Annotated in this window: 18 protein-coding genes and 1 pseudogene; 8 read left to right on the top strand and 11 right to left on the bottom strand. The window is 63.6% G+C overall.

Annotated elements, in window-relative coordinates; translation table 11 throughout:
- Nucleotides 1-45 precede the first annotated feature (45 nt).
- From ABVK50_RS26595 to ABVK50_RS26585, 3 genes and pseudogenes are all read right to left on the bottom strand, one after another.
- Nucleotides 46-305, bottom strand: a pseudogene (locus ABVK50_RS26595) (helix-turn-helix domain-containing protein); the annotation flags it as partial.
- Nucleotides 250-522, bottom strand: coding sequence for a hypothetical protein (locus ABVK50_RS26590; protein WP_353646980.1), 273 nt, complete (start codon nt 520-522; stop codon nt 250-252). The gene ABVK50_RS26590 and the pseudogene ABVK50_RS26595, both read right to left, overlap by 56 nt.
- Before the next feature lie 199 nt (nt 523-721).
- Nucleotides 722-1,372, bottom strand: coding sequence for a Crp/Fnr family transcriptional regulator (locus ABVK50_RS26585; protein WP_353643732.1), 651 nt, complete (start codon nt 1,370-1,372; stop codon nt 722-724).
- Nucleotides 1,373-1,599: 227 nt separating this feature from the next.
- Here ABVK50_RS26585 and ABVK50_RS26580 point away from each other — a divergent pair, with 227 nt between their 5' ends.
- The gene (locus ABVK50_RS26580) at nt 1,600-1,851 is read left to right on the top strand and encodes a hypothetical protein (protein ID WP_353643733.1); all 252 of its coding nucleotides are present in this window, start codon (nt 1,600-1,602) and stop codon (nt 1,849-1,851) included.
- Between the two features lie 203 nt (nt 1,852-2,054).
- Entirely contained in the window at nt 2,055-2,426 is a 372-nt protein-coding gene (locus ABVK50_RS26575; RefSeq protein ID WP_353643734.1) for a GFA family protein, read from the top strand.
- Between the two features lie 7 nt (nt 2,427-2,433).
- On the opposite strand, the gene ABVK50_RS26570 is transcribed toward ABVK50_RS26575, so the two are convergent.
- Both ABVK50_RS26570 and ABVK50_RS26565 read right to left on the bottom strand, forming a co-directional pair.
- The gene (locus tag ABVK50_RS26570) at nt 2,434-2,829 is read right to left on the bottom strand and encodes a low affinity iron permease family protein (protein WP_353643735.1); all 396 of its coding nucleotides are present in this window, start codon (nt 2,827-2,829) and stop codon (nt 2,434-2,436) included.
- A 108-nt stretch (nt 2,830-2,937) separates the two neighbouring features.
- On the bottom strand, nt 2,938-4,179 hold the full coding sequence (locus ABVK50_RS26565; RefSeq protein ID WP_353643736.1) for an FAD/NAD(P)-binding oxidoreductase: 1,242 nt from the start codon (nt 4,177-4,179) through the stop codon (nt 2,938-2,940).
- A gap of 491 nt (nt 4,180-4,670) precedes the next feature.
- Between ABVK50_RS26565 and ABVK50_RS26560 the strand changes: the two genes are divergently transcribed.
- From ABVK50_RS26560 to ABVK50_RS26535, 6 genes are all read left to right on the top strand, one after another.
- Nucleotides 4,671-5,972 carry an imelysin family protein gene (locus tag ABVK50_RS26560; RefSeq protein WP_353643737.1) on the top strand — a complete coding sequence of 434 codons (1,302 nt, stop codon included), beginning with the start codon at nt 4,671-4,673 and terminating at the stop codon, nt 5,970-5,972.
- Between the two features lie 54 nt (nt 5,973-6,026).
- On the top strand, nt 6,027-6,338 hold the full coding sequence (locus tag ABVK50_RS26555) for a (2Fe-2S)-binding protein (RefSeq protein WP_353643738.1): 312 nt from the start codon (nt 6,027-6,029) through the stop codon (nt 6,336-6,338).
- Nucleotides 6,304-6,789: a bacterioferritin gene (gene bfr / locus ABVK50_RS26550; RefSeq protein WP_353643739.1), complete on the top strand. Its 486-nt coding sequence runs from the start codon at nt 6,304-6,306 to the stop codon at nt 6,787-6,789. Before ABVK50_RS26555 ends, bfr begins: the two co-directional genes overlap by 35 nt.
- A gap of 77 nt (nt 6,790-6,866) precedes the next feature.
- Nucleotides 6,867-8,357, top strand: coding sequence for a di-heme oxidoredictase family protein (locus ABVK50_RS26545; RefSeq protein WP_353645799.1), 1,491 nt, complete (start codon nt 6,867-6,869; stop codon nt 8,355-8,357).
- On the top strand, nt 8,357-9,415 hold the full coding sequence (locus ABVK50_RS26540) for an imelysin family protein (protein ID WP_353643740.1): 1,059 nt from the start codon (nt 8,357-8,359) through the stop codon (nt 9,413-9,415). The genes ABVK50_RS26545 and ABVK50_RS26540 overlap by 1 nt, the downstream gene beginning before the upstream one ends.
- Nucleotides 9,416-9,417: 2 nt before the next feature.
- Entirely contained in the window at nt 9,418-10,515 is a 1,098-nt protein-coding gene (locus ABVK50_RS26535; RefSeq protein WP_353645800.1) for a DUF1513 domain-containing protein, read from the top strand.
- 47 nt (nt 10,516-10,562) lie between these two features.
- On the opposite strand, the gene phnN is transcribed toward ABVK50_RS26535, so the two are convergent.
- The 6 genes from phnN to iolE all read right to left on the bottom strand — a co-directional run bounded on the left by phnN (nt 10,563) and on the right by iolE (nt 15,125).
- Nucleotides 10,563-11,192, bottom strand: a complete 630-nt coding sequence (gene phnN / locus ABVK50_RS26530; protein ID WP_353643741.1) for a phosphonate metabolism protein/1,5-bisphosphokinase (PRPP-forming) PhnN — start codon at nt 11,190-11,192, stop codon at nt 10,563-10,565.
- Complete coding sequence (locus tag ABVK50_RS26525; protein ID WP_353643742.1) at nt 11,189-12,328, bottom strand: alpha-D-ribose 1-methylphosphonate 5-triphosphate diphosphatase; 1,140 nt, start codon at nt 12,326-12,328, stop codon at nt 11,189-11,191. The genes phnN and ABVK50_RS26525 overlap by 4 nt, the downstream gene beginning before the upstream one ends.
- A gap of 1 nt (nt 12,329) precedes the next feature.
- Nucleotides 12,330-13,037, bottom strand: coding sequence for a DUF1045 domain-containing protein (locus ABVK50_RS26520; RefSeq protein WP_353643743.1), 708 nt, complete (start codon nt 13,035-13,037; stop codon nt 12,330-12,332).
- A 141-nt stretch (nt 13,038-13,178) separates the two neighbouring features.
- A complete protein-coding gene (gene iolB / locus ABVK50_RS26515) occupies nt 13,179-13,976 on the bottom strand; it encodes a 5-deoxy-glucuronate isomerase (RefSeq protein ID WP_353643744.1) in 798 nt (265 codons plus the stop codon).
- Nucleotides 13,977-13,979: 3 nt separating this feature from the next.
- The gene (locus tag ABVK50_RS26510; RefSeq protein WP_353643745.1) at nt 13,980-14,177 is read right to left on the bottom strand and encodes a DUF3329 domain-containing protein; all 198 of its coding nucleotides are present in this window, start codon (nt 14,175-14,177) and stop codon (nt 13,980-13,982) included.
- A 30-nt stretch (nt 14,178-14,207) separates the two neighbouring features.
- Nucleotides 14,208-15,125: a myo-inosose-2 dehydratase gene (gene iolE, locus ABVK50_RS26505; RefSeq protein WP_353643746.1), complete on the bottom strand. Its 918-nt coding sequence runs from the start codon at nt 15,123-15,125 to the stop codon at nt 14,208-14,210.
- Between the last annotated feature and the right edge of the window lie 3 nt (nt 15,126-15,128).

Genomic DNA, 15,128 nt, shown 5'->3' with positions numbered 1-15,128 from the left:
GGGACACTACTTTCGTCTAAGAGCATCCGCCGGAGCGCGAAAGGGCTATCCCATCTCGCCGACCAGGCGTCGATATTCACGTTCCGGCTCGCTGTAGGCGCCGTCGGCGAGCTCGACAAGGCCGTTGCGGTGGCGCAAGATGATCTCGCCGCGATTGACTCGGATAAGGCCCTTGCCTTCCAGGATCTGCAACGCGGTGACGCCCGGACGCCGGACATGATGGCCAGGAATTCATGTGTGATCGTTAGCCTATCGCCGGTGACGCGATCGTCGCACAGCAGGAGCCAGCGAGCCAGCCGCTTCTGAAAACGGGAAGACGAGCACCAGATTCCGGGCTTCATCGCGGATTTCGTAGCTGTATCCGGTCAAAACCGGATTGCCACCCAAAAGCCCCTCGGCGATGATCTCCTTGGCCGAGGCCATGGCGGTCTCCTCGACAGCTGCGATTCCCGGGAGCAACTCGCCCTCGTAATCTTCGCTGAGCCGATCTCCGTCCCGATAGTGGAAAAAATAGCGCGGCATTGGGATCACTGCTCCAGAGCACGGCAGAAGAACTAAATCCTGCAAGATCAAAAAGTTAGGTTGAAACGTACTAACGCGGCCGTTGTACGAAAGGGAGATCGGTGCACGTGGGCTTCCCTCCCTCGATGGAGATAAACGGGATTGGCAACGGCGATGCAGTTTCTTCCCTGCAAAGGGCAATCAGAAGCGGGACCGCGGTTCAGAAGCCCGCGCCGGGAAAAAGCCTTCTGTAATGTTCTTCGGGAATCCCATAGCCCGAAGCGACGAATTCCTCCAGTCCGGCCCTGTCGCGGATGCCGATATGCGAGCGGGTGGAACGGATGAAACGTCTGCCTTCCAGCATGTGCAGGGCCACAGTGACGCCAGGCCGCCTCACTCCCAGCATGGTGGCGAGGAATTCATGCGTCAGGTCGAACTCGTCCTTGCCGACACGGTCCTGCATCATGAGCAGCCAGCGCGCCAGACGCTTCTCAACCGTCAGATGCGAATTCACCAGGGCGGTTTGCATCGCCTGCACCAGCATAACCTGTGCGTAGCGCATGAAATGCACATGGAGGGAGGCGCTGCGCGAGAGAAGATCGCGCAGCGCTGCCGCCGGAATTCGCAGCGCCGATCCCTCGAATTGTACGCGGCACTCGTTCAACCCCTCGCCATTGCCGAGAACGATAGCTGTTCCGGTCATGCCTTCGCGGCCGACCATTCCGACTTCTACGGCCTTCCCGTCGCGCAGCGTCGCAATGACCGAGATGAGGCTGTCTTCGGGAAAATAGGCGTGCTCTATCGGCCTGTTCACCTCTTCGAGCACATCCCTAGCCTGCAAAGTCGACGGCTCGAGGCGAGGCCTGATCAAGGCAAAATCCTGGGCGCTCAACCCCCTCAAAAGAATGTTCCGTGGCCGCGCGGCCGATATCACTTTCCTGCGCGCCTCGGCCGTCGCCTCCTTGTCCGGATCTGCTGGCGGAATAGCGGCCTTCGCCGCCAAACTATTTATCGCCCTTGTCATCGCCGAAAGCTCGCGCAGCAATGTCTGGAACATATTCGGCGAGCCCGCGGTTTGGCCCGGCGCCGGAGGCTGAAATGCCACGCTACCATTTTCATTTTCGCGAAGGCGGCAAGATCGCGAAAGATCTCGAAGGGACGGAACTCGCCGACGAGGAGGCCGCCGTCAGAGAAGCCATGTTCGCCGCCAAGGAAATGATCGCCCACGCATTGCTCAGGGGAGAGCCTGTACCGCGTGGCGCGGAGTTCGACGTGACCGACAGTGAGGGACGCCACCTTTACAGCTTTCCGTTCTCGTTCGCCGCCGACTATTCGATTGCAGTGCTCTAAATTCGGGTCCGGTGCTTCGGGAACTTTGTTCGCGCGAACGCACACCAACGCCGAAATCGGATTTGCGTTCCGCCGTCGGGGGCGCGCATCGGTCCGTCCGTTGGAACCAGTTGGAGCCGGCGAGGTTTTCAGGTCCGAGAGTCTTTTGCCGCATGATCTTGCTTCGCCGCCCTTTGGTTCTGGATCATGCCGAGGAGGCGCCGATGCGCTACAGGTCAGGCGGATGCAGTTGCGGCGCGGTCCGCTATAGGGTCGCGGGCGAACCGTTGCGAGCCGGCATCTGCCACTGCACAAGCTGCCGCAAGGAATCCGGCAGCGTGTTCACGGCCTTCGCGGTCTGGCCCGAATCCGCGTTCGAAACGAGTGGCGAAACGAGGCAGTGGGAGCGCCGGCATTTCTGCCCTGAATGCGGTTCGCGGCTGTTCGAGATCGATGGCGGCGAGGCCGAGATCAAGATCGGCACGCTGGACACTGCGCCCACCGATCTTTCGCCGCATTACGAATTGTGGGCGCATCGGCGCGAACCGTGGCTGAAGCCGATCGAACGGCCCGCCGCCGCGCCGGACGGTAAATAAACTACCCTCACCACTCGTCCGTCAGAGCTTGCGGGGTCTCCAGGACTTTCCTCTTGGCGGCGCGCTCGCAGCGCAAGCGGAACTCCTCAACTTCCTGCTCGGTCAGATGCTCGATGCCGATGAATTTGTTCGACGCCGCCGTGACCCGGATCAGTTCGTCGAGTTTGGCCTGAACGGCGGCGCCGTCGCGATTCTGCGTGTTCTGGATAAGGAACACCATCAGGAAGGTGACGATCGTCGTGCCGGTGTTGATGATGAGTTGCCAAGTATCGGAAAAGCCGAAGAGAGGGCCGCTGATGGCCCAAAGAAGGACAACCAGGCAACAAGCGATAAAGCTCGCCGGCATGCCGGCGGCATGCGCCACCCTGTTAGCGATCCGGGTGAAAGTACTGTCCAACGTCATGCCTTGAACCTCCTACGGCCGGAGACGGCATGAAGCCCTCACCTTCTCCGCAGAACGTGTACAGGGCGGGGCAGGTTCCCGGCGGCGGCCAGCCGGCTCGCGCCACGGTCAGGCAGGCTCTGTCGGCTGCAGCTGCTGCCAGGCGGCGAAATCGGCCTTGAGGTCGCCGCCCAACGCTTCTGGCCGCGGTGAGAAGCCGGCGGCGAGCATTTTCCTGCCCAGCATGTGGTCGGCGGGCCGGTTGACAGATTCGATGCAGATCAACCTGTCGCCCAGATAGTGGAACACGGAGAAGCGGTTTTCGGCCGCCTCGCCAACAACAACATTGCGGTCGCCGCCGGCGGCTAGCCCCACCATCTGCAGCTTCATGTCGCCGATATCGGACCAGAACCAGGGAACGCTTCGATAGCCTTCTTCATGGCCCGTGATGGTGCGGGCCGCGAGCCGCGCCTGATCGGTGGCGTTCTGCACCGATTCCAGCCGTACATCGGCGCCGGAAAGCCAATGCCGGTAGTTGGCGTTGTCGCCGACGGCCAGGACTTCGGACTGCGAACTGCGCATCTGGGGATCGACGCGGATGCCGTTGCCGACCGAAATGCCCGCCACCTCGGCGAGTTCCGAATTTGGAACGACGCCGATGCCGACAAGAACAAGCCCTGCCGGCAGCCTCTCGCCTGACGACGTGACCGCTCCCGTGACATGGCCGTTTTGGCCTTCCAGCCGCTCGATCGTCGTGTTGGTCAAAAGGCGCACGCCCGACTCCTCGAGGCGGGCGCGGACATGGGCGGCGATCACCGGCGCGGCAGCGCGGGCGAGCGGTCTGTCCTGCGCCTCGACAACAACAACATTACGGCCGCCAAGCGCCAGCGTCGCCGCAATTTCCAGCCCGATGAAGCCGCCGCCGAGAACCACAATGTCTTCGCAGCCGGCGGCCGCCTCACGGATGGCGCGCGCGTCGGCGACGGAGCGCAGCGACAGCACGCCGGCGAGGTCGGAGCCCGGCAGGGCCAGCGTGCGCGGCCGTGAGCCGGTAGCCAGGATTACGCGATCGAAGGCGATATGGCGGCTGCCGGACAGATCTAGCCGGCGGCCGGCAAGGTCGATCCGTTCGACGCCGGCGCCCAGCATCAGGTCGATTTGGCCATTGGTGTAGAAAGCCTCGGCGCGTAGCATTTGCGGCTTCGCGCCGGCGTCCTTCATGAAGGCCTTGGACAGAGGCGGCTTGTGGTAGGGAAGTTCGTTCTCGTCGCCGATCAAAGTTATGCGGCCGTCGAAACCCTCCTCGCGCAGGCTCGCGGCCGCTTGCACGCCCGCATGTCCCGCACCGAGTATGACTACGCCATTCTTCATGATGCCTGTGTTTCCGACGCGCAGGATAGGATGGCGCGCAACCCGTCGATCGTCCCGATTCCGACATTGCCGGCCCGTTCCGGGTCGCACTCCGGATGCTGCGATGTCAAGCGCGCCGCATTTGGGCCGATGGCAGGATCGAGTGTATCACGCATCTACTTAGAACAGTTCTAATCTATTGATTTCAAATGTTAATGTAGGAATGCTTCTTGACTTTTGCGCGTCTTAAGTCTTTATGGCGCGTGCTCGAAGAGCGTATCCCTTTGATGTCTGGGCCTTGAACCCTTTCGATTGGAGGACCTTTGTGTCTGCTTTTTCCGATCCGCGCCCCTGCGCGGTCCGCCCTCCTTTGAAGCGGCGTACGCCTTCCGGCATTCCAGCCAGCCTAGTGGCCGCACTGCGCGTTCCCGCCCATCGTTGCGGGCAACTGCGCGCCGTCTGGCATTCCCGCTTCGCGCCGCTTGCCGGCCAATCCTGAGGAGAAGACGACGATGCAAGCATGGGTCACGACGCCGCAGGGCAGCAGATTGGCGGCAATAGCCGCGACGGCGATGCTGACGGCGGCCATTTTCGTGCTGCCGGCAAAGGCCGATACCGATCCAAAGGCGGTGCTGGCCAATTATGCTGACATCGCCCAGGCGAAATACGAAGACGCGCTGGCGACCGCCGTCAAGCTGGACGAGGCTACCGACGCGCTGATCGCGAAGCCGTCGGCGGAAACGCTCGAGGCCGCGCGCGCCGCTTGGAAGGCCTCCCGCATCCCTTACCAGCAGACCGAGGTGTATCGCTTCGGCAATGCGATTGTGGACGAGTGGGAAGGCCGCGTGAACGCCTGGCCGCTGGACGAAGGGCTGATCGACTATGTCGATGCCGGTTACGGCACCGAATCCGACGAGAACACGCTCTACACAGCCAATGTGATCGCCAACCCGCAGATCGAGATTAACGGGGCTGAGGTCGACGCTTCCCAGATCACGCCGGAATTCCTTGCCGGCACGCTGCAGGAAGCCGGCGGCATCGAGGCCAATGTCGCGACCGGCTATCACGCCATCGAATTCCTGCTCTGGGGCCAGGATCTGAACGGGACAGGCCCCGGCGCGGGCAACCGCCCCTTCACCGATTACGACACGGCAAACTGCACCGGCGGGAATTGCGAGCGGCGCGCGCAGTATCTGGCGGCCGCGACCGACCTGCTGGTGGCTGACCTAGAGGAAATTGTCGCCAACTGGGGCGGGGAGGGTGCTGCGCGGAAAGCCCTGCTCGACGGCGACCCCAAAGCCGGCATCTCGGTCATACTGACGGGCATGGGCTCGCTTTCCTACGGTGAACTCGCCGGCGAGCGCATGAAGCTCGGGCTCCTGCTGCACGATCCCGAAGAGGAGCATGACTGTTTCTCCGACAATACCCATATCTCGCATCTCTATGACGCGATTGGCGTTCGCGACGCCTATCTCGGCAAGTACAAACGCGTCGACGGAACCGTGATCGAGGGGCCGTCGGTCGCCGCGATGATCAGGGAAGCCGATCCCGCGCTCGACAACGAGCTGACGGGCAAGCTCGACGCCACGATAGCCGCGATGGAAGCAGTGGCGAAGCGCGCCGAAGGCGGCGAGGCCTACGACCAGCAGATCGGCGAAGGCAATGCCGAGGGCAATGCCGCCGTGCAAGCCGCCATTGACGGGCTGATCGACCAGACCAGGTCGATCGAGCGCGCGGTCGCGGCGCTGAAGCTCGATTCGATCGCCTTCGAAGGCTCCGACAGCCTCGACGCTCCCGACAAGGTCTTTCAGTAAGCTTACCCACTATCCAGGCCGGCGCTCCTGCGCCGGGACCCAACAGAGTTCAATATGATTGTCTGTCACTGCAACCTGATCACCGAAAAGGAGATCGAAGAGGCCATCATCCAGCTTCTGGAAGCCGATCCCTGGCACCTCATCGTGCCGGCGAAGGTCTATCATTGGCTGCAAAAACGCGGTCGCTGTTGCGGCTGCTTCCCAAATGTGGTGGAAACGATCATTCGGGTAACCGAAAACTACCACCTTCGTTCGGAGGCGAACGGGGCGGACGTCGTTTCACACCTGGACCGCGTCCGAGAGCTGCGGTCCCAATTCGGGAGCAGACGCCATGAAGGGCGAAATACAAGTCATCGAGCGGCTTAACGAGGCGCTGTTTCTGGAACTTGGCGCCGTCAACCAATACTGGCTCCATTACCGCCTTCTGGAGGATTGGGGCTTTTTCAAGCTGGCCAAGAAGGAGCGCGAGGAATCGATCGAGGAGATGCACCACGCCGACAAGATCATCGAGCGCATCATCTTTCTGGAAGGTCACCCGAACCTCCAGTCGCTGGCGCCGCTGCGCATCGGCCAGAATGTCCGCGAAGTGCTCGAATCCGACCTGGCCGGCGAGTATGACGCGCGAACCTCCTACAAGCGCTCGCGCGAAATCTGCCAGGAACTCGGCGACTACGTCACCATGCAGCTTTTCGAGGACCTGCTGAAGGACGAGGAAGGCCACATCAACTTCCTCGAAACGCAACTCCAGCTGCTCGGCAGCATCGGCGAGGAACGCTACGGCCTGCTCAACGCAGCTTCGGCGGAAGACGCCGAATAGGATATGCGATGCGGCGCGCCATAGCACTGACGCGCCGCGTTCGCATCGGCTGTTCTGTCGCTGCCCTGCTCCCGGCGATGCTTGGGCTGGCAGGGCTCGCCGCTTCGTCCGATCAGGCGGCTTTTCCGGCATCCCGCACCGACCTCACCGCAAAAGACCTCGCCCGCGTCAAAGCGGTCACCGCGCCGACGGCGGATTTCTCCAAACCAGAGAACTTTGAGCAGTTGCCGGGCGGAGCCGCCACCTCGCGCAAGCGCATCAACCAGGACGCCTTCTCCCATCCGTCCGCCAATCTGACTTTCGAGGAACAAGGCACGTTCAAAGTCGGTAATGGCCTGTTCCGTAAGCTCTGGGTCTCTTCCCCCTCCTCCACGCAGGCTTCCGACGGCCTCGGACCGCTGTTCAACGCACGGGCATGCCAGAGCTGCCATCTCAAGGACGGGCGCGGACATCCACCCGAAGGCAATCCGGATTCGACCTCCATGTTTCTGCGGCTCGCCCGGGACGCTGAATCCGCAGAGGAAGAAGCAGCGCTGGCAAAAAAAGCAGCACTCAACTTCCCTGATCCCGTCTATGGCGGCCAGTTGCAGGACCTTGCCGTCCCCGGGCTCGCCGCCGAGGGAAAAATGGCGATCGCCTACGAGGAGAAGCCGGTCACGCTCGCAGACGGAACCGCCCTGTCGCTGCGCGAGCCGAGCTATTCGATCAGCGGCCTGTCACTCGGTCCGCTGCATCCAGCAACGACACTGTCGCCACGGGTGACGCCGCCGATGATCGGGCTCGGTCTGGTCGAGCAGATCCATCCGGCTGACATTCTCGCCAAGGCCGACCCCGACGATCGCGACGGTGACGGCATTTCCGGAAAGGTGTCCATCATGAGCGACCCGGTGAGCGGCGAGCCGGCGCTAGGACGGTTCGGCTGGAAGGCGTCGACTCCTTCGATCCGCCAGCAATCGGCGGAAGCCTTCGCCGGCGATATCGGCATCTCGACGCCGGATGCGCCGCGCCACTGGGGCGATTGCAGCGGCGCCCAGAAAGATTGCCTTGCGCTGCCTAACGGCGTGCAAGAGCGTCTCGGCGGAACCGAAGCGCCCGACCCGGTGCTAGACCTCGTCACCTTTTATTCCCAGAACCTCGCCGTACCGGCGCGGCGCGACGTCGGAAAACCGGAGGTGCTTGCCGGAAAGCAGGTTTTCTACCAACTCGGCTGCGCCTCCTGCCACACGCCGAAATTCGTGACGCGGCGCGACGCGCCCAACAAGGCGCACGCCTTCCAACTCATCTGGCCCTATTCCGACTTTCTGCTGCACGACATGGGCGAGGGGTTGGCCGACGGCCAGAGCGTCGGCGACGCGACCGGCAGGGAATGGCGCACGCCGCCGCTCTGGGGCATTGGACTTACCGAGCGGGTCAGCGGCCATACTTTCTTCCTGCACGACGGCCGCGCGCGTAATCTGGCCGAGGCGATCCTCTGGCACGGCGGTGAAGCGCGGTCCTCCCGGGACGGCTTTGCCGCCCTCCCGAAATCCGACCGTGACGCGCTGATAAAATTCCTGGAGTCGCTGTGATGAAGCTCGTGCTTCTGCCGTTCCTGGCGATCGCTTTTGCGCTGTGCGGCCCTGCCCGGGCAAATCCTGTGATCCCGGACGTGATCGCAGGGTTTGTCAGGCCGGCCTACGAGACGTTTCATTCGGCATCATCGAAACTCGGCGGTGACATGGATGCGCTCTGCGCTAAGCCATCAGCGGAGAGGCTGAGCGCTGCCGAACGCGCTTTCCTCGCAGCCGTCACCGCATGGTCGGAGGTCGAGATCATCCGCTTCGGCCCGGCGACGGAGGAGAACAGGCTGGAACGCATCCTGTTCTGGCCGGACCGCAAGAGCATCGGCCTGAAGCAGGTGCAGCGGGCGCTGGCGGAGGAGGACGCCAGCGCCGCCGATCCTGCGACGCTCGCAGGCAAAAGCGTCGCCATGCAGGGACTGGGTGCGCTTGAATTCATCCTGTTCGGCACCGGAGCGGAAGGGCTCGTGGAACCAGGCGGCGCCTATCGTTGCGCCTATGGCCGCGCGATCGCGGCCAATCTGCAGGGCATGGCCGCGGCCATTCTTGCCGGCTGGCAGTCCCCCGACGGCATAGCGCGGCAATGGGCAAATCCCGGCGCCGACAATTCGCTCTATCGCACCGACGGCGAGGCGCTCACCGAACTGCTCGACATCTTCATCCACGGATTCGAAATGGTGCGCGACGTGCGTCTGAACGGCTTTCTCGGGGAGGAGGCCGACGGCGACAAGCCGAAGCAGGCCATCTTCTGGCGATCCGGGGCCACCCTCGCCTCAATCGACGCCAATCTCCGCGGCCTGCGAAAGCTTTTCGAGGCAAGCGGCTTTTCCAGCCTGCTTCCGCAGGATTCCGCCTGGATCGCGGATTCCGTCGGCTTCGAATTCGCCAATGCCGGGCGCGCCCTCGACATGGACGGGCCAATCGCCGAAATCCTGGCCGACCCCGCACAGCGGGAAAAGCTTGCCTATGCCCGTCTTGTCACCTCAAGCCTGTCGGAGCTTTTCGGCGCAAAGCTCACCGCCGCGCTTGGGCTGACCGCAGGCTTCTCCTCGCTGGACGGGGATTGACTGTGAAAACGGCGCTGATCGATCGCCGGGATTTCCTCAAAGCCGCCGGAGCCGGCTTTCTCGCATCGCTGTCGCTCCGCGCCCATGCCAGGACGTTGGATGCCGACGCGGTGTTCGCCACGGCCTACCAGCGGCGCGACGGCAGCTACGGGGCGGCGATACTGTCCGAAGCAGGAGCGATCCTGCACCGGGTCGAGTTGCCCGACCGGGGGCACGACGTGACCTTCGATCCCGTGTCGCGGCGTTCGGTGGTGTTCGCCCGCCAGCCCGGCACTTTCGCGGTCGTTTTCGACCATACCGGCAAGAAAGAGCCGGCGACCATCGCCAGTATCGCCGGCCGACACTTCTTCGGCCACGGCGTTTTTTCGCGGGACGGCCGGCTGCTCTACGCCACCGAAAACGATTTCGACAATGCGGCCGGCATGATCGGCGTCTACGACGCGAGCGACGGCTTCCGGCGGCTAGGCGAGTTCCCGACGCATGGCGTCGGACCGCATGAGTTGTTGCTTCTTGGCGATGGCCGCACGCTGGCAATTGCCAATGGCGGCATCGAGACGCATCCGGATTTCGGCCGCGCCAAGCTGAACCTTGCGACCATGAAGCCGTCTCTCGTCTTCGTCGACCGCCTGTCGGGCGACCTGCTCGAGCGCCATGAGCTGCCGCCCGAACTGCACCAATTGTCGATCCGCCACGTGGCGGTCGACCAGAGCGGCACGGTCTGGTTCGGCTGCCAGCACGAGGGGCCGGCGAGCGAACGGCCGGCGCTGGTCGGGCGCGCAAGGCCCGGCGAAAGCTTCGGGCTGATCGAGATGCCGCAAGAGGTGCTGGGTGGCCTGCGCAATTATGTTGGTTCGGTGGCCGCCAATACCGAGGCCGGCACGATCGCGGTTTCCTCGCCGCAAGGGAACGCGCTGGTGATCATCGAAGCGGCCGGCGAGCGTGTCGTTTCGACAAGCCGGCTCGCCGAAGTCTGCGGTATCGCGCCCGACCGGAGCGGCTTCCTCGCAACGACCGGCGCGGGAGAGATCGTCGACCCCGAGGGCGGCTCGGCTGCGGCCGACGATTACGTCTGGGACAATCACCTGTCCCGGATCGGGTGAGGTGCGTTCTTCGAGGCTCCCCGCGCTCGCAGTTCAGGAGATGGAGGTCAGACCGTGCCCGACACGTCCGAATGCGCGATGGCCTTGCGGACAATAGCGACGAAGCGTTCGCCGGCGATCTCGCGCGGGCCGCTATTGTCGATCGAAACCACACCCGGTCCGGTAAGCTCGACCGCGGCCGCACGCGCCAGCCGCGCCAGAACCTCGCCGCGCGATTCACGGCCCCGTGCAGCGAGCCGCTCGGCCAGGATTTCTGGTCTAGCGGTGATTTCGACCACGGCGACGTTGGCGTAGCGCTCCCGCAGGAAGGGAATGGCGCTGCGCGAGCCGTTGGCGATCGCTACGCGGCCATTGGCGATGGCATCGTCGACGCTGGCCGGAATGCCGTATTTCAACCCATGCGCCTCCCAGGTCAGCGCGAAGGCGCCCGACGCCTCGGCCTCGTCAAACTCGGCGTCGGCCAGCGTGTCGTGGATTTCACTTGACCCGTCGCAGGGACGCGTGATGACGCGGCGCACGAAATCGACGCCCTCATCCGCCGACAGCCGCTCCGCCGCATAACCGATCACGGTGTCCTTGCCGGCGCCGCTCGGGCCGACCACGGCAATGAAAACACCGTTGCGTATAGGGAATTCGGCGCGAGCCTGCTCACGTTCGATGAGCGCGGACGCCATCATGCGACGCGGCGTCCTTCGCGCCAGACGGTGCGGACGACGGGCACGTGCTCGTCGACGCGCACCCGTACCAGATCGGCGCGGCGGCCTTTTTCGATCGTCCCGCGGTCGAAGAGGCCAACGGCCTCGGCCGGGGTCTTCGAGACCATGGCGACCGCCTGCGGCAGCGAAATCTCTTCGACGACTTCACCGAGGAAGAAGGCCGACTGGATCAGGCTGAACGGAATGTAGTCCGACGACAATATGTCGAGCAGGCCGTTTTCGGCGAGCGAGCGGGCCGACACATTGCCCGAATGCGAGCCACCCCGCATGACGTTGGGCGCTCCCATCAGGACGCCGAGTCCGGCGTCCTTGGATGCCTTAGCCGCCTCCGCCGTGGTCGGAAACTCGGCCACCTTGATGCCCTGCGACACGGCCTCATCGACATGGGCGACCGTCGCATCGTCGTGGCTGGCCAGAACGATGCCGCGCGCCTGGCATGCGGCGGCAATGACCGCCCGGTTCGGCGCGGAATTCAGCGCGGATTCCGCCATGCGCCGCTCGCAGAACTGCCGGAACGCCTCGTCGGACATTTTCAGCTTGCCTTGGTAGTACATGGCGTAGGCTTCGATGCGCGCAAATTGGCGCTGGCCAGGCGCGTGATCCATCAGGGAGGCCAGGCGCACACGATCGTCCTTGTCGAATAGCGCAAAGCTGCTCTGGCAATCCGACGCCGAGACCTCGCAGCGGAGATGGATGAAGTGGTCAGCCCGCAGCCGGTCGTTGCGCACGCTGTCCTCGATGGCGTCGGCAAGCTTGCGCATGTCGGCTGCATTGGTGTCGGCGTCGCCGTCGAAACCGACGCGGAGCGCGTCGAACACGGTCGTGATGCCGGCCGTCGCCACCTGCGCATCATGGGCCAGAACGGCAGCAATCGGGTTCCAGCGTACCTTCGGCCGCGGCGCGTAGTGGCCTTCGAGGTGATCGGTGTGAAGCTCGACCAGCCCGGGAATGATGAAGTCGCCCTCAATGTCTTCGCCGGTCCGGGTCACGCCCGGGGAGAAATCGGCGATCTTGCCGTCGCGCATGACGAGCGAGCCTTCGATCACCTCGTCAGCAAGCACGATGCGCGCATTGGTCAGGATGGTTTCGGAAGTCATGTCAGGCTGTCTTTCGGTCGCGCCGTTCGCCGAGCGCATGATAGGATAGCACAGTGAAGGGTGCGCCGGCTTCACGTTCCACGAAAAGGGCGAGGCCGTCGATCGCGACTGGCCTGTCGAGGGCAGTTCCGAATACCTCGTCGATGGCGGCGCGGATGCGCGGGCTCTCTACCGCACCGACGCGGCCGGTTAGCGTCATGTGAAAGCGGAACGCGTCGAACACGTAGGGGTAGCCCCACTGGCAGAGGTTGCGGAATTCGGCTGGGCTCAGCGCATCCGGGTTGCGCCTCTCCATATCCGCCTCGCTCAGCGGCGCGCGGAAGCGATCGAAGCCGGTGACCACGTCATCGGCGAAGCGCTGCAGGCCGGGGTTTTCGTCGCCGGGAACCAGCGCAAAAAAGCCGTCCATCTGCTTGATTACGAGACGCGGGATGACGACCGGCTCGGCCCGTTGAGTAAAGACTGACATGGCGCGTTGGAGGCCGGCTTCGGTCTCGCCCGCGGCGAGGCCGAACGGCGCCTTTAGCGTTGCGTGGAAGCCGTAACGGCGGGCCGAGGCGGTGTGGAAAGCGATCTCGGCGGGCGACAGAATGGTGCTTGCCGGCGGTTCGGTTGCGGCGCCGGTGAACGGATCGCGGCCGAGCCAGCTTGCGGCGAGCCGGGTGAGCGGATCGTCCTGTTCGGGTGTGAAATAGATTGCGTAACGCATCGAAATTCCTTCGCCAGCGTCGATGCCATAGGCGATTTGTATGACGGAATGACGAAGCCGGGTAGATTTCGGCTGATAGCAGATGCCTCCTGCAAAGTCATTAGCCGGTGACGCAAGCGGGCTGCCAGGCCCTATCCGGTTTCAGGCTTTCAGAAGCCATTCGTGCTCTGGCGCGTTGTGGAACTTCCATGTCCGCTTCGGCCCGGCCATGACGTTGAGATAATAGAGATCGTAGCCGTGGCAGGTGGCGCAGGGGTGGTAGCCTTTCGGCACCAGCACGACGTCACCGTCCTCCACCGCCATCGCCTCATCCAGCGAACGGTCGTCGGTATAGACGCGCTGAAAGGCGAAACCCTGAGACGGGTTCAGGCGGTGATAATAGGTTTCCTCGAGATGCGATTCGTGGGGAAGATCGTCTTGGTCGTGCTTGTGCGGCGGATAGCTCGACGTGTTCCCGGCCGGCGTGATCACCTCGACCACCAGCAGTGAATCCGCCGGCTCGCCCTCCGGCAGGATGTTGGTGACGTGGCGCGTATTGCTCCCTTTGCCGCGCACCTCCTGCTCGACCTCGTCCGGCCCAATGACCCGGGCCGGCAGTCCGCCGCCCAGCCCAGGCGCCGAGCAGACCGCGAGTTCGAGATCGGTTTCGGCCGTCACCGACCAATTCGAGCCCTCCGGCACATAGATCGACCAGGGCTTGCCTTCGAAGGGCGACATGCGCTCGCCGACCGTGCCGAAGTCCTGGCCCGCCGCCTTGGCCGCGCCCTTTCCGGTGACGAACACCAGGCAAACTTCACGATCCGCTGTGGCTGCCGACGCCGTCTCGCCCGGTTTCAGGCGGTGAAGGTCGAAGCCGACATAGGTCCAGCCGGCGCTTTGCGGTGTGACATGGGTCACGCGCCCGCCTCTTTCTTGCGGCTTCACCAGCAGTTTCGACATCGCTTATTCCTTTTCCTTTTCGGGTCCGGGCTTGTAGGCGATCAGGAAGATCCAGGCGCCGTAGGCGGTCATGCCTGCGGCGATCATAGCCCAGAAGGACTGGCCGTAGACGACCTCGAATATGGTCCAGGCCGCACAGAAGGCGACCAGCGCCACCCGCCGCCACAGCGGCCGCAGGAACGGATGATCCTCACCCGCCATCAGCTAATACCGGTGTCGAGAGTGCAGCAATCAGGCATTCGGAAAGCCCTGTGTTTCGACTGTATAACCAGCCGCCGTCATGACCCGCATCAATTCCTTGTAGCCGACCTGCGCCATCCTGAGCGGCTGATTCTTCCGGGGATCCTGCTCAGCCTCGACCACGAACCAGCCCTCGTAGCCGTAGTCGGCGAATTTTTGCACGATCTTGCCAAAATCCAGCGAGCCGTCCCCCGGCACGGTGAATGCGCCGAGGGCCACCGCATCGAGGAAAGACTGTTTCGTGCGGTCGAGCTTGTCGATCACCTCCATGCGCACATCCTTCACATGCACATGGTTGATGCGCTTGTGGTGCTTGTCGATGGCCCGCAGAACGTCGCCGCCGGCAAAAGCCAGGTGACCCGCGTCGAGGAGCAGCGGAATGCCGGCGCCCGAATATTTCATGAAGGCGTCGAGCTCAGGCTCGGTCTCGACCACGGCCGCCATGTGATGATGATAGGAGAGCGGCATGCCCTGATCGGCACACCATTCACCGAATTGCGTGACCCGCTTCGCATAGGCTTTCATCTCGTCGCCCGAAAGCCTGGGCTTGGTGGCAAGCGGCTTTGAGCGGTCGCCCTGGATCGAACGGCCGACCTCGCCATAGACTATGCACGGCGCGTTCACGGCCTTGAACAGGTCGATCATCGGCTGGATGCGATCCTTGTTCGCCGCGAGATCTTCGTCGACCAGCGTGCCCGAGAACCAGCCGCCGCAGAGGGTCACATCGGCCTTCTTGAGGATGGGCAGCATCACGTCGGGATCGTCGGGAAACCGCCGGCCCTTCTCCATGCCCGTAAAGCCCGCCGACCTCGACTGCCGCAGGCACTCCTCCAACGACACATCATCGCTGAGCTCCACAAGATCGTCGTTCCACCACGCAATGGGGGACATGCCGAGTTTGGCCTTCAAGTC

Origin of the sequence: Mesorhizobium sp. WSM2240 (genome assembly GCF_040438645.1) — a bacterium.
In the GTDB taxonomy this organism is placed as follows: Bacteria; Pseudomonadota; Alphaproteobacteria; order Rhizobiales; family Rhizobiaceae; genus Allomesorhizobium.
The sequence above is the reverse complement of the archived record's forward strand: the minus strand, read 5'-3'. Positions and strand labels throughout refer to the sequence as shown.

Excerpts from the sequence above, each read along its gene's own strand:
- ABVK50_RS26590 (WP_353646980.1), bottom strand. The coding sequence starts at position 522 with ATGCCGCGCTATTTTTTCCACTATCGGGACGGAGATCGGCTCAGCGAA.
- ABVK50_RS26580 (WP_353643733.1), top strand. The coding sequence starts at position 1,600 with ATGCCACGCTACCATTTTCATTTTCGCGAAGGCGGCAAGATCGCGAAA.
- ABVK50_RS26575 (WP_353643734.1), top strand. The coding sequence starts at position 2,055 with ATGCGCTACAGGTCAGGCGGATGCAGTTGCGGCGCGGTCCGCTATAGG.
- ABVK50_RS26570 (WP_353643735.1), bottom strand. The coding sequence starts at position 2,829 with ATGACGTTGGACAGTACTTTCACCCGGATCGCTAACAGGGTGGCGCAT.
- ABVK50_RS26565 (WP_353643736.1), bottom strand. The coding sequence starts at position 4,179 with ATGAAGAATGGCGTAGTCATACTCGGTGCGGGACATGCGGGCGTGCAA.
- ABVK50_RS26560 (WP_353643737.1), top strand. The coding sequence starts at position 4,671 with ATGCAAGCATGGGTCACGACGCCGCAGGGCAGCAGATTGGCGGCAATA.
- ABVK50_RS26555 (WP_353643738.1), top strand. The coding sequence starts at position 6,027 with ATGATTGTCTGTCACTGCAACCTGATCACCGAAAAGGAGATCGAAGAG.
- bfr (WP_353643739.1), top strand. The coding sequence starts at position 6,304 with ATGAAGGGCGAAATACAAGTCATCGAGCGGCTTAACGAGGCGCTGTTT.
- ABVK50_RS26545 (WP_353645799.1), top strand. The coding sequence starts at position 6,867 with ATGCTTGGGCTGGCAGGGCTCGCCGCTTCGTCCGATCAGGCGGCTTTT.
- ABVK50_RS26540 (WP_353643740.1), top strand. The coding sequence starts at position 8,357 with ATGAAGCTCGTGCTTCTGCCGTTCCTGGCGATCGCTTTTGCGCTGTGC.
- phnN (WP_353643741.1), bottom strand. The coding sequence starts at position 11,192 with ATGATGGCGTCCGCGCTCATCGAACGTGAGCAGGCTCGCGCCGAATTC.
- ABVK50_RS26525 (WP_353643742.1), bottom strand. The coding sequence starts at position 12,328 with ATGACTTCCGAAACCATCCTGACCAATGCGCGCATCGTGCTTGCTGAC.
- ABVK50_RS26520 (WP_353643743.1), bottom strand. The coding sequence starts at position 13,037 with ATGCGTTACGCAATCTATTTCACACCCGAACAGGACGATCCGCTCACC.
- iolB (WP_353643744.1), bottom strand. The coding sequence starts at position 13,976 with ATGTCGAAACTGCTGGTGAAGCCGCAAGAAAGAGGCGGGCGCGTGACC.
- ABVK50_RS26510 (WP_353643745.1), bottom strand. The coding sequence starts at position 14,177 with ATGGCGGGTGAGGATCATCCGTTCCTGCGGCCGCTGTGGCGGCGGGTG.